This window comes from Chryseobacterium sp. CFS15 (assembly GCF_031118795.1).
Taxonomy (GTDB): domain Bacteria; phylum Bacteroidota; class Bacteroidia; order Flavobacteriales; family Weeksellaceae; genus Chryseobacterium; species Chryseobacterium indoltheticum.
In genome coordinates this window covers 201,817-214,127 of the sequence record NZ_JAVHYL010000008.1, presented here as the reverse complement: position 1 = coordinate 214,127, position 12,311 = coordinate 201,817, and the positions used below count along the sequence as shown (strand labels likewise).

Below are 12,311 nucleotides of genomic sequence, written 5' to 3'. Positions count from 1 at the left end.
GATTTATCGTTACCAATCCACAACATTATTACAGCAAATTGAATGATTTATAAAAATTGTCCTCCCAAATACAACAATAAAAAAAGCTTTAAAACAAATGTTTTAAAGCTTTTTATGCGATCCGGACGGGACTCGAACCCGCGACCTCCGCCGTGACAGGGCGGCATTCTAACCAGCTGAACTACCGGATCTTTTTCACAACTTTCAGAAGTATCTTCCGTTATTGTGATTGCAAAAATACAAATTTTTGGCAATTCTGCAAATCTTTAGAAACAAAAAATGCTTCCCAAAACGGAAAGCATTCATTATCAAATGATTTTTTTTATAAGTGTGCGCTTAATTTCTCAGCGATTACTTCTTTTGGCGTTACACCAACCAATTTATCTACTACCTCACCATTCTTGAAAATAAGAACTGTAGGGATATTTCTGATTCCGTATTGCATAGAAATTTCCTGGTTGTTATCTACATCTACTTTTCCTACGACAGCTTTTCCTTCAAAATCTGTTGCAACTTCTTCGATGATCGGTCCTAAAGTTCTGCATGGTCCACACCATACTGCCCAAAAGTCTACCAATACTGGTTTGTCTGATTTTAAAACCGTTTCCTGAAACGAGCTATCCGTAATTTCTAAAGCCATTTTTTTATCTTTTAATTATTAATATTCTATTTAATTTCCTGAGTCAAAATTACCATTTTAAAATGAAAAGCTTATCTATGCTCAACATTTGTATTTTCTATAACAAAATCTTGAGAGATTTCTTTCAAAGCATCTACAAAAACATCAATATCTTGTTTTGTTGTCATATGGCTGAAAGATACACGCAAAGGAGTACAGTGATCCATTTCTTCTTCGGAAAGCACCATCATCATCACCATTGAAGGTTTTGAAGCTCCAGATGAGCATGCACTCCCTTGAGAAACGGCAATCCCTTTCATATCAAGCTGCAATCCGATTAAAGGATTTTTGTAAGGCAGTAAAAGGCTTACCAAAGTGTACAAACTGTTATCTGCTTCTGAACTTCTACCATTAAATTTAACGTCTGGAATTTCTGCAGAAACCCTGTCAATTGTATATTGTTTAATATTCTGCATGTGTTCCGTATAAGCTTCCATATTATTTAATGAAAGCTCCAATGCTTTACCTAAACCAGCAATACCTGCAACATTTTCGGTACCTGCTCTCAAGCTTCTTTCTTGAGGACCACCTGTGATAATACCTTTCATACCGCTAGATTTTCTAATAAAAGCAAAACCAATTCCTTTCGGACCATGAAATTTATGAGCACTGCAAGATGCAAAATCCACAGGAATGTCTGAAAAATCGAGATTCATGTGTGCCATCGTCTGTACGGTATCAGAATGAAAAAGCGCATTGTTTTCTTTGCAAAGCTGCGCTATTTTCTTAATATCAACGATGTTTCCAATTTCGTTATTGGCATGCATTAAGCTCACCAATGTTTTTTTATCTGAACTTTTAAGTAATTCTTCTAGTTTAGCTAAATCAATATCTCCTTTTTCATTGGGACGAATGTAAGCAACCTCAACACCTTTTCTGTTTTTCATATCCAGAATACTCTCAGAAACACATTTGTGCTCCATCGGAGAGCTGATGATTCTTTCAATACCAAGATGCTCAACGCTTGATTTGATAATCATGTTATTAGATTCTGTACCGCAAGAGGTAAAGATAATCTCAGCCGGAGTTACATGTAGATAATCTGCAACCTGCCTTCTTACATTTTCTATAAGAATTTTTGCTTCCTGACCAAAACTGTGTGTAGAAGAAGGATTTCCGAAATTCACTTTCATGGTATCAACCATTGCATCGATTACTTCTTCTGAAAGAGGCGTTGTAGCAGCGTTATCTAAATATATTTTATTCATTTTTTAGTTTGAAGGTTTTAATTGTACTGAAGTGAATTGATAATTTGAAGGGACTGAGAAAATAAACCAAGGGTTTGAAAGTACCTGAATTTGCATTCCGCCCGATTCACGCATCGGAACTTCCACATACAGCACATTATCTTTTACAGAAATATTTTTTATTTCTCTTACGGTATGATCACCTGCCCTGAATGAGCCTATATTATACAGAACTACCTTCTTATTAACAGGAAATGCGGGATACTTTACGACAGGTTCACTTCCTAGTTCTACAAGCGATGTTCCCTGTTTAGATTTTATTATATTCTGAAACTCCTGTTCATCTTTTATAATTACAAAGCCAGCCTGCTCGGCACCACCTTGCGATTCAGACATTATAATTTCACCTTTATTCTGCATATCATCAGATTTTTGTGCAATTGTGCTTGTACAACTCATCAGGGTTGCAAAACAAAAAATCAGCAGTTTATTCATTTTACTTTTATTAATCCTTCAAAATTAATGAAAAAATTGGTAATGACCTTCATTTGCCCATTTCAGCATTGGCTTATCTCCTGAAGTATCTCCAAACGCTATGATTTTATCGTACTTATAGTCTGAAATTTCTTTTTTTATACGTTCTAATTTTTCTTTTCCATTGCAGTTTTTACCAATAAAGTTTCCTGTAAAAACCCCATTTTTGAACTCTGCCTTTGTAGAAACAAGATTCATCTGTAATTTTTCGGCAAATGGTTTAGCCCAAATATCTAACGAGGCAGTTACCAAAAGACTCTGTGTATTTTCTCTATCTATATTTTTAATAAAATCTAAAGCATTTTCTCTGACAATTTTAGGATAATTTTCCTCAAAAAACTGTTTCGATTTTTCTTCTATTTTAGACTGAAGTTGCCCTTTCAAAACAGAACCAATGAAACTTCTTTTTACTTTTTCGGTCTCAGCCAATCTTAGTTTTAATAAAATAAAAAGTGGAATATGCTTCAAAAACTGCACCCGGAACTTGGAAGGATTGTAGAATTTAAGATACATAAACATGGTATCTTTATAAGTAATAGTTCCGTCAAAATCAAAACAATACAATTTTTTCATACTACAGTTAAAGCTTTAATTTTTTAAATATAAACTCAGGAATATTTCTGATGATCAACATTATAACGCCCCAAATCGGTAAAACGTATGCAACATTCTTTTGTTTTTTGAATGCGCTGTAAATACATTCTGCAGCTTGCTTTGGCGTTGCAGTCAGTTTCGGATTTAATGGTAAACCTTCTGTCATTTTTGTTGCCATAAAACCAGGTTTTACGGTTAAAACATGCACCTTTTTTTCGAAAAGATAATTACGAAGACCACTCAAATAGGCTGTGAATGCTGCTTTTGCACTTCCATAAATAAAGTTACTCTGTCTTCCGCGATCTCCTGCAACCGACGAGAGGCCAATAATTGTCCCTGATCTTTTGCTTTCAAATTTTTGAGCAAAATAATTCATTACAGGAACCAGTTTTGAGTAATTAATATCAATAATCCGTTCTGTATTTTTATTGTCGTACAGGCCATCTTCGGTACTTACCCCCAAATATCCGGTCGCACAGAACAGGACATTTGAATTGACGTGGTCAAAATCAAAATAATTAATATCTTTCGTCAAGTCGAGTTCAATAATTTCAGATTGCTGCAAAAATTTCACATCGATATGTTTTGCAAAACGTTCCGTTGCTTCTTTGTTTGAGGTAAAAAGATAAATTCTTTCATACTTTTCGCCTTCCTGCAAGGCTTTTTCCACAAAAGCCTGTGCCACTTCAGATGTACTTCCGAGAACTATCATTTTACTTATTATTTAAGATTCTTTTGTGCTGTAAAGACACAAATTTTGAACTTTCTACGTTTTTGAGATAATCGGTAAGCGAAGATTTGCTCATGCTGTCTTTGGTAAGATAAATTCTGCCTCCAAAATCCTGCACGGTTTGATCTAATTGCTCGACCAGCTTTTTCAGCTTAGAATTTACCTTAAAATCTAACGCAAGAGTATATCCTTCGATTGGAAAAGAATTATATGCTTCAGGATTATTTTTTCCGAATAATTTCAGAACGGCAAGAAAGGAACCGTTTCCACTGTTGGCAATGGTTTCAAGAATTTTTTTCATCCCTTCTTTTCCATTTTCTTTCGGAATCACCATTTGATATTGGATGAACCCTGATTTACCGTAAATTTTATTCCAATCATTAACAGCATCCAACGGATAGAAATAAGTTTCGTAATCAATAATATTCTTCACCTCTTTTTTTGTCTGTCTTTTATAATATAACAGATTAAAAAGCTTTACAGTAAGAGCATTCAAGACAAATCCGGGAAAATAGAACGGAACAGTCGGAGAAAACTTTTTCTTTAATCTTAACGGATTTTTAGAAAACTTCTGAGGAATCTCGTGGGCAAAAGCATGCTCACCTCTCATCAGAATACTTCTTCCTATATCTTTTCCTTTTTGCAGACAGTCGATCCATGCAACCGTATAAGTCCAGCTTTCACTTTCATCAAATAGCCTAAAAATTTCATCTAAATTTTCAGCTTTTATACTTTCCTGACGAATGTATGCTGTTTCAATATTTTTAAGCTTAAATCTTGCTGAAAGAATAATTCCTGTAAGTCCCATTCCGCCGATTGTAGCATAGAATTTCTCAGAATTCTCTTCTTTAGAACAGATTATGATGTCGCCATTCTCTGTCATCAGTTTAAAATCGAGCACATATTCTGAAAAGCAACCTTCAGAATGATGATTTTTTCCGTGAACATCAGAAGCAATTGCTCCGCCCACTGAAATCAGTTTTGTCCCTGGAGTAACATAAAGAAAATATCCCTGCGGAACTGATATTTCTAAAACATCAGATAACAAAACACCAGACTCACATTCGATAATTCCGTTTAAACGATCAAAACTGATGAATTTATTTAATTTTTTAGTGGAAAAAATATGCTCGCCTAATGAAGCATCACCATAACATCTTCCGTTTCCTCTCGCGATTACTTCGTTATTATTCAGAACAAATTCTTTAATCTTCCTGAAGCTGTCTTCCGACTTCATTTCTTTTTCTACGATGGGAAAATTGCCCCAGTTTGTAACTTTTTGTATGAAATTTTGCTTCATAATTACAGTAGATTAAAATTATGAATACTTTCTTTAAAATAGATCAATATTAAAAACGAGATAACCCACATCACCAAGGTAATCTGAATATACCGATCTCGGTACAAAATCTTCGTAGGAGATTCTGTACGATTATAAACCAATGTCTGCTGCAAATATCTTAGAAATGCAAAAACAACAAATATTACGGTATAAAAAATACTGGAATGCGATTTGAGCTGAACCTCCGGCGAAAGCGTAAACATAAGATAACAAACGATCGCCAACGTCACTGAAATAGAAAGTGCAATATCTGCAAACTGCACATTGTATCCATCCAAAGATTTTCTTGTTTTCCCTGAAACCTGTGCATTAATAAGCTCACCTCGTCGTTTGCCTATTGCAAGAACCAACGCCAAAACAAAGGTCAGTAAAGTTGCCCATTGCGAAATAAAGATCCCTGTAATGTAACCACCCGCCTGTACACGAAGTACAAAACCAATTGCAATGATAAAAATATCAATAATGGGAACGTGCTTCAGCCTAAATGTATAAGCAAGATTCATCACGAAATAAAACACGATTATGAATGCAAACTTCCAGATTGGGGTATTAAAATAGTATTGCGCAAATAAAATCAATGCCAGATCTACAATGATTAATCCTATTAAAATGCTTATTGCCGTTTTCTTTGAAACAGCTCCACTCGCAAGCGGGCGCCGTCTTTTTTCGGGATGCTTTTGATCTGCCTCGATGTCGTTATAATCATTAAGAATATAAACAACGCCTGCAGCCAGAGAGAATATGATGAATGCAAAAATACTTTTACTAAGTAAATCTAAATTTTTAACATTACCAGAGAAAAAAAGCGGAACGAAAACAAAAAGATTCTTCACCCATTGTTCTACCCGAAGTAATTTTAAATATTTCTTCATTTATGTGGTTTCGATTGCAAAAATAGTGATTTTACGACAAAAAAATCAGGTATAAAAATACAAAAAAACCGCCAAAGCGGTTTAAGAAATAATATATATATGTTAAATGACTATTGACCCTGCTGAGCGTCGTTAATCATTTTCTCATTTGCTGTGATCGCAAACTCAACTCTTCTGTTTTTTGCTCTGCCTGCATCAGTATCATTAGAAGCAACAGGCATCGCCTCTCCTTCTCCTAAAGCAAATAATCTGCTTGATGCGATCCCTTTAGACATTAAGTAAGATTTTACAGAATTTGCTCTTCTTTCTGACAACTTTTGATTGTAATCATCTGCTCCTTTGCTATCAGTATGTCCGTAAATATTGATGTTGGTATCTGGATTATCAACCAAAACTTTAGTCAATTTATCAAGATTTGTTTTAGCAAGAGCCGTAAGATCTGATGAATCAAATGCGAAAGTAACAATACTTTCATTCATTGTGATTTTAATACCATCTCCTACTCTTTCTACCTCTGCACCAGGCAAAGTTTCTTTGATATCTTTTGCTTGTTTATCCATTTTATTACCGATAACGTTACCTGCAACACCACCGATAATACCACCTAAAACAGCTCCTAATGCAGCATTTTTACCTTTACCCACATTGTTACCCAGTACACCACCAATTACAGCTCCTGAAGCAACTCCTACTGCAGTACCTCTTTGTTGGTGATTAGAATTTTGTACGGCTTCACAACTTGTTAGCAACAAGGCTGATGATAAAAATAATCCTGCGATATATGTTTTATTAAATTTCATTTTAAAATATTTTATTTATTATTTAGTATAGTCCATTCCTGTTCTTTCGAAGTTGTAAACAACTTTTACAGAACTTCCTTCAAATGGAATATTTTGCTCTAAAGAAAACTGGTCAGTCATAGAATTAACTACGTTTAGAGTATATCCAGCTGTATTTTGTTTTGCTTTTGTACCGTCTACAATTTTTTTGAAAGTGAAAACATCACCTTTAATATCTACCTTAATCGGCTGTATAAATTTAGGGCAAGATCCTCCGCCGTTTAATGTATAAGAACCTGAATAATTATTTGGAATAAATCTCCAGTGACTTCCTACAAAGCATTGTGCATCTGCTCCTTCGTCGAAAGGTTTAATTTTATAAGCCTTATCGTAGTCGATACTTACAATCTGCCAATCACCTTTCATTTTTAGAAATTCTGATCTTACGGCTTGTGCATTTTTAGCTTTATTCACTGTGGAACAAGACACTGCAAAAAGTGAGGTTCCCACTATACTTGCAAGTAATAGCTTTTTCATATTGTAGTTTTATTATTTTAACATTAAAGATAATACAAAAAACCGTGCCAAATTTTATTTATTCAAAAAAACAAGCCTGAAAAACTCAGGCTTGTTTATAAATTATTTCTTAAATGTATTTGATTACTATTTCTTTACAGATTTCTTAACCGGTCTCGATTTTTTAACAGTTTTTGTTTTAACAGTATTCGATTTTCCGTCGTAGAAATTAGTATAAGCGTATTCTGCTGCTTTTTTCACATCGATTACACCGCCTGCCTGAGATTTTTCTCCGAATTCATTTTCTGTACTTGCATTGCTTGTTTTCACTAAAGCTTCAATAATCTGTGCAGGTTTAAGATTTGGCATATAAGCAAGCAATACCGCCGCTGCTCCTGCTGCTACAGGTGATGCCATAGACGTTCCTTGCTGATAACTGTAATCGTTGGTAGGAATCGTAGAATAAATTTCTTCTCCCGGTGCAAATACATTCACCATTTTTTTATTGTAATTTGAGAAGCTGGCTCTCAATTCGTTATTTCTGTTGGTACTTGCGCCAACCACCATTACATTATTAACAAAAGGTGCTTCGTCTGTAATATTTTTAAAGTTGGTAGGATAAGCCAAATGTTCTGCAACATCTTCATTTTCGTTTCCGGCAGCTTTTACTAACAAAACACCTTTATCCTGAGCATATTGAAATGCATCCCAAACTACATTTTTACCTGGTGAAACAGGTTTTCCGAAGCTCATATTTAAAATTTTCGCTCCGTTGTCTACTGCATATCTTATTGCGTTGGCAACATCTTTATCTCTTTCATCACCGTTGGGAACAGTTCTTACCGACATTATTTTTGCAACTCTTGATGCCACACCGTATTGTACTTCTTTTCCTTGCGGCAGACCTGCAATAATTCCTGAAACGTGTGTTCCGTGTTCTGCATCCGGGCCTTGATAATGATTATTTCCATAAATTCTTTCAGAATAATCATTATAATTGTCGCCTACAATTTCTGCTCTAGGATCATAATTAAGATCATATTGCTTTGCCATTGGACCAAAATGTTCGAGTGCACCCTTCATTTCAGTTTTCATTAATGTTTCAATCTCAGCAGGTGTTTTTCCGGCGAAGGCAGGATCTTTAGCTACATTGGTAAGAACTTCCAATGCTACCGCTTCAAGCTGGGTTGATGGCTTTCTGTTTTTTATATTTTCAGCCGTTAATGGTTTACCGTCTAAAACAGCTACCATTGAAGGAATAGCATCATTGATCATTGAATAACGCTGAAAACTCTGTCTTGCATCAATACTTTTTTTAGTAAAAAGCTCTTTAGACTTCATATACATGGCAAATTCCTCCGGCATTTTTGCCTGATTTGCTTTATTCTGAGTCGAATTATCACCTTCAAAAACAGGTTTGTATTTTGCAACAACTCTGGTAACTTCCATGTTATCAATTCCGATGTCACCGTTCTTTCCACCGATAAAATTCCATCCATGAACGTCGTCTATGTATCCATTTCCATCGTCATCTTTACCATTGTTTGGAACTTCATTAGGGTTTTTCCACATATTTTTCACCAAGCCAGGGTGATCTACCTGAACTCCGCTATCCAAAACACCAACAACTACTGTTTTAGGTTTTAAACCTTTTGATTCTAAAAACTTGTATGCATTTTCAGTATTAACACCATAAACTTTTGTCGTCGCAAAATCTTTATGATACCAAGTCATTAAATCTTTATTTTCTTTTGGATCAACTGCAGGAGTCTGCTGAGCTGATGAATAAGTAAAGCCTGCTAAAAAAACAGCGGCTAACATTACCTTTTTCATATGTAGAATTTATTTATTAATTTAATAATCATCCACAAAAGCAATATCTATCGGCATTTTACCAATTATACAGCTTTCTCTGATTATAATTTTTTAATATGTTTAATATAAGTCATCGATTCCGGGCCTTTGTTACAAATAAGATCCACAATCGACAAATCATTCAAAAATCCCATTTTATCTGAGAACGTCTGATAATATTCATTCATCTCATATTCTGAAGGTATTTTCGCAGAAAATTTTTCTCTAAAATTAACCTCTTCCGGATTTTTGATATATTCTTTATTCAAAGAGTATGCCTTTTCTGTTTTTAAAATATCTAAAATAATCTTAATGCTTTTGATATTAAAATCTAATAGAAATTTTTCTTTGTTTTCGAAAAGCTTTATCAGCTTATCTTCATAATATTCGAAATATGGAGAACTTTGATAGGCTGTTTTAATAGATTTCCAATGAAGCTTCTGCCAATCTTCGCGATAAGACATTTCTGTATTTTTAAATTCACGGCTTCCATTGTGATTGATCGGAATAATTAATGAAAGCTTTCCATTAGCACCATAAATATTGGTACGGTTTCTAAAGGTCTGCTTCGGAAAAGTTTCAAACTGTTCGAATACAACTTCATTTTCAGGATTCAAAAATTCTGAAAACCATGAAATTGGCGGTAAATAAAACACCGGTAATAATATATTCTGCATAACTATTATATAGAAAAATGAAGCATTTTTTCAAACACTTCATTTTATTTATTTTTAATTTTAATTATATCTCGTCTTCTTTTTTCTTCTTTCCGAATAATTTCATAAAATATTCCCAGCCAAAGAAAAGAACAAGAATCATTGCTGCAATCCACCAATAAGAAGTTTTGTCGGCTTCTCCGGTATTGGTTGCTTTAAACATTCTATCCCAACGGATTTTAAATGGAGCCTGATAAGAAGAACTTGAATCCTTAAACGCTCCCTGCAAACTCATCCAAGTAAACATCGGTTTTCCAACGATATTTTCTTCAGGAACAAAACCAAAGAATCTCGCATCAAGAGAAGCATCTCTGTTATCCCCCACCATCATATAATAATCCTGCTGGATTGTATACTGATTTGTTTCTTTTCCGTTGATGAAAAATTTACCGTTTTTATTTTCTAATGAATTATGTTCGTAGTTTTTAATGATCCATTGATATTCAGGGAATGTCTGTTGGTTTATTGTAACCACATCTCCTTTTTTAGGAATTTTTAACGGGCCATACTGATCCTGATTCCATCCACTGTTAATCGGAAATATAGAATTCGTAGTATCAATTTTGGTTCTTGTCTCATCACGGTACGCAATAGCTGATTCACCTTTCGGCTGAATATGTTCCTGCATATCAATTACCTGAGGAAGTTTTTTAATTTCAGCAGCTGTCTTTGCAGTTAGACCCTGAAAATAATATACAAATCCTCCTTTTTCATTTTGCCCTTCCTGAACAGGTAAAAATCCAAAAGTATTATATAAACTTGGAATATCTAACTGACTTCCTGTGTTTACAATATATCTGTGCTGAACTTCCTGATCTCCTAAAACAGTTTCAGGTTTTCCGTTGACGAAAAGTCTACCATCTCTCATCTCAAAAGTATCTCCTGCAACCGCAACCAATCTTTTTACATAAGGATCTGCTCTGTCTAGTGAAGTATGCACAGAATCTCTTGGATAGTTGAAAACGACAATATCATTTCTCTGAGGTTTGCTGAATTGGAAAATTCTTTCGTATGGTAATTTTATTCCTTCAACATAAGATTTAGGATCATCTTTAGGATTTCCTTTTTCTCCCGTATCCATAATTGTTCCCTGTAAGAAAGGAATTGCTACAGGACGCATTGGTAATCTGTAACCGTAGCTCCATTTATTTACAAAAAGGAAATCGCCAACCAGTAAAGTTCGTTCCATTGAACCGGTAGGAATCCCGAAAGGCTGTGTAACAAAAACGTGAATGATCGTTGCGAAAACTACCGCAAAAGTGATTGATCCCATGAAGGTATCTTTCTTTTTTGCGTTTTTTTCTTCTTCCGTTAAATACAAATCATTTTCATCCTCAAGCTCGGTTTCTTTAGAATAATTTACCGTTGCCATATAGATAAACGGTAAAATTACCGTCAATAACTGATCTTTGAATAAATTTTTCCCGAACTTTTTCATTAAATACAAATGAAAAACACTCATCATAATAGGACCAACAATCGGTAAATATGATAAAATCGCCCACCATTTCGGGTGTTTCGTTTCTTTAAGTATAATGAAATAATTATAGAAAGGTATAAATGCGAATAACGGACTATACCCTAATTTCTTAAACAGCTTCCAAGTGGAAAGTCCCATCAATACTGATAAAATGAGAACATAAACTGTATACGTTAAAAAATAATTCATAAATTTTTGTGCCTAATCTGTAATTATGATTAATGAGCAATGTGTAATAAGTAATAGATTCACTATTGACTATTCACGATGTACTCGTATTAGTTTGCAATGTAGGAATTTTGTTACAAATCTAGAGTCCTAAAACATCTTTCATTGTAAAGTTTCCTTTTTTATCTTTAATCCATTCAGCAGCAACTACCGCTCCCAAAGCAAAGCCGTTTCTATTGTACGCTGTATGTTTTATTTCGATCTCGTCTACTTCACTTCTGTAATAAACAGAGTGAGTTCCCGGAACTTCATTTTCACGGATGGCAAAAATACCTAATTGTTTTTCCTGAGTTTCTTCCAGTTTCCATGCATCAAATTTATCATTGTTTTTAATGATTCCTTCAGCAAGAGAAATTGCGGTTCCACTTGGGGCATCCAATTTGTGAATATGATGAATCTCTTCCAGCTGACAAGAATATTCATCAACATTCTTCATCAAACCAGCCAGTTTTTCATTTAAAGCAAAAAATAAATTCACCCCTAAACTAAAATTTGAACCATATAAAAACGCCGTTTCATTTTCAACGGCTAATTGTTCAACTTCACATTTTCTTTCCAGCCAGCCTGTAGTTCCACAGATCACCGGAATTTTATTTTCAAGACAAGCTTTAATGTTATCAAATGCCACTTCAGGAAGTGAAAACTCAATCACGACATCCGGATTGTTAAGATTTTCAGCAGTCGGAGTTTCTTTCAGTCGGGCAACAACTTCATGACCTCTTTTTAAGGCAATCTCATCGATAATCTTCCCCATTCTTCCGTATCCAACTAACGCTATTTTCATAAAATTTTGAAACTTA

General features: G+C 34.5%; 13 protein-coding genes and 1 tRNA gene. All 14 read right to left on the bottom strand.

Annotated features, from left to right (window positions below; translation table 11 throughout):
• Nucleotides 1-117: 117 nt before the first annotated feature.
• A tRNA-Asp gene (locus OH814_RS14250) sits at nucleotides 118-191 on the bottom strand.
• 131 nt (nucleotides 192-322) lie between these two features.
• Nucleotides 323-640, bottom strand: coding sequence for a thioredoxin (trxA, locus tag OH814_RS14245; RefSeq protein WP_034682284.1), 318 nt, complete (start codon nucleotides 638-640; stop codon nucleotides 323-325).
• Between the two features lie 71 nt (nucleotides 641-711).
• Nucleotides 712-1,887, bottom strand: a complete 1,176-nt coding sequence (locus tag OH814_RS14240; RefSeq protein ID WP_308828603.1) for a cysteine desulfurase family protein — start codon at nucleotides 1,885-1,887, stop codon at nucleotides 712-714.
• Between the two features lie 3 nt (nucleotides 1,888-1,890).
• A complete protein-coding gene (locus OH814_RS14235) occupies nucleotides 1,891-2,361 on the bottom strand; it encodes a hypothetical protein (RefSeq protein ID WP_308828602.1) in 471 nt (156 codons plus the stop codon).
• Nucleotides 2,362-2,385: 24 nt separating this feature from the next.
• Nucleotides 2,386-2,973: an HAD-IB family hydrolase gene (locus tag OH814_RS14230; protein ID WP_115621379.1), complete on the bottom strand. Its 588-nt coding sequence runs from the start codon at nucleotides 2,971-2,973 to the stop codon at nucleotides 2,386-2,388.
• 7 nt (nucleotides 2,974-2,980) lie between these two features.
• A complete protein-coding gene (locus OH814_RS14225) occupies nucleotides 2,981-3,706 on the bottom strand; it encodes an SDR family NAD(P)-dependent oxidoreductase (protein ID WP_308828601.1) in 726 nt (241 codons plus the stop codon).
• Between the two features lies 1 nt (nucleotide 3,707).
• Nucleotides 3,708-5,024 (bottom strand): FAD-binding oxidoreductase, encoded by a 1,317-nt coding sequence (locus OH814_RS14220; RefSeq protein ID WP_308828600.1) that lies wholly within the window; start codon nucleotides 5,022-5,024, stop codon nucleotides 3,708-3,710.
• Between the two features lie 2 nt (nucleotides 5,025-5,026).
• The gene (locus tag OH814_RS14215; protein ID WP_308828599.1) at nucleotides 5,027-5,938 is read right to left on the bottom strand and encodes a UbiA prenyltransferase family protein; all 912 of its coding nucleotides are present in this window, start codon (nucleotides 5,936-5,938) and stop codon (nucleotides 5,027-5,029) included.
• Nucleotides 5,939-6,048: 110 nt separating this feature from the next.
• Nucleotides 6,049-6,738, bottom strand: coding sequence for an OmpA family protein (locus OH814_RS14210; protein ID WP_076561131.1), 690 nt, complete (start codon nucleotides 6,736-6,738; stop codon nucleotides 6,049-6,051).
• An 18-nt stretch (nucleotides 6,739-6,756) separates the two neighbouring features.
• Entirely contained in the window at nucleotides 6,757-7,254 is a 498-nt protein-coding gene (locus OH814_RS14205; protein WP_308828598.1) for a lipocalin family protein, read from the bottom strand.
• 126 nt (nucleotides 7,255-7,380) lie between these two features.
• Nucleotides 7,381-9,066 carry a S8 family serine peptidase gene (locus tag OH814_RS14200; RefSeq protein ID WP_308828597.1) on the bottom strand — a complete coding sequence of 562 codons (1,686 nt, stop codon included), beginning with the start codon at nucleotides 9,064-9,066 and terminating at the stop codon, nucleotides 7,381-7,383.
• A gap of 83 nt (nucleotides 9,067-9,149) precedes the next feature.
• Entirely contained in the window at nucleotides 9,150-9,764 is a 615-nt protein-coding gene (locus tag OH814_RS14195; RefSeq protein WP_308828596.1) for a WbqC family protein, read from the bottom strand.
• Between the two features lie 64 nt (nucleotides 9,765-9,828).
• Nucleotides 9,829-11,472, bottom strand: coding sequence for a signal peptidase I (gene lepB, locus OH814_RS14190; RefSeq protein ID WP_308828595.1), 1,644 nt, complete (start codon nucleotides 11,470-11,472; stop codon nucleotides 9,829-9,831).
• A gap of 121 nt (nucleotides 11,473-11,593) precedes the next feature.
• Nucleotides 11,594-12,295: a 4-hydroxy-tetrahydrodipicolinate reductase gene (gene dapB / locus OH814_RS14185; protein ID WP_308828594.1), complete on the bottom strand. Its 702-nt coding sequence runs from the start codon at nucleotides 12,293-12,295 to the stop codon at nucleotides 11,594-11,596.
• Nucleotides 12,296-12,311 lie beyond the last annotated feature (16 nt).

What these genes read in the sequence shown, in the direction of transcription:
- trxA (WP_034682284.1), bottom strand. Translation starts at nt 640, where the DNA reads ATGGCTTTAGAAATTACGGATAGCTCGTTTCAGGAAACGGTTTTAAAA.
- OH814_RS14240 (WP_308828603.1), bottom strand. Translation starts at nt 1,887, where the DNA reads ATGAATAAAATATATTTAGATAACGCTGCTACAACGCCTCTTTCAGAA.
- OH814_RS14235 (WP_308828602.1), bottom strand. Translation starts at nt 2,361, where the DNA reads ATGAATAAACTGCTGATTTTTTGTTTTGCAACCCTGATGAGTTGTACA.
- OH814_RS14230 (WP_115621379.1), bottom strand. Translation starts at nt 2,973, where the DNA reads ATGAAAAAATTGTATTGTTTTGATTTTGACGGAACTATTACTTATAAA.
- OH814_RS14225 (WP_308828601.1), bottom strand. Translation starts at nt 3,706, where the DNA reads ATGATAGTTCTCGGAAGTACATCTGAAGTGGCACAGGCTTTTGTGGAA.
- OH814_RS14220 (WP_308828600.1), bottom strand. Translation starts at nt 5,024, where the DNA reads ATGAAGCAAAATTTCATACAAAAAGTTACAAACTGGGGCAATTTTCCC.
- OH814_RS14215 (WP_308828599.1), bottom strand. Translation starts at nt 5,938, where the DNA reads ATGAAGAAATATTTAAAATTACTTCGGGTAGAACAATGGGTGAAGAAT.
- OH814_RS14210 (WP_076561131.1), bottom strand. Translation starts at nt 6,738, where the DNA reads ATGAAATTTAATAAAACATATATCGCAGGATTATTTTTATCATCAGCC.
- OH814_RS14205 (WP_308828598.1), bottom strand. Translation starts at nt 7,254, where the DNA reads ATGAAAAAGCTATTACTTGCAAGTATAGTGGGAACCTCACTTTTTGCA.
- OH814_RS14200 (WP_308828597.1), bottom strand. Translation starts at nt 9,066, where the DNA reads ATGAAAAAGGTAATGTTAGCCGCTGTTTTTTTAGCAGGCTTTACTTAT.
- OH814_RS14195 (WP_308828596.1), bottom strand. Translation starts at nt 9,764, where the DNA reads ATGCAGAATATATTATTACCGGTGTTTTATTTACCGCCAATTTCATGG.
- lepB (WP_308828595.1), bottom strand. Translation starts at nt 11,472, where the DNA reads ATGAATTATTTTTTAACGTATACAGTTTATGTTCTCATTTTATCAGTA.
- dapB (WP_308828594.1), bottom strand. Translation starts at nt 12,295, where the DNA reads ATGAAAATAGCGTTAGTTGGATACGGAAGAATGGGGAAGATTATCGAT.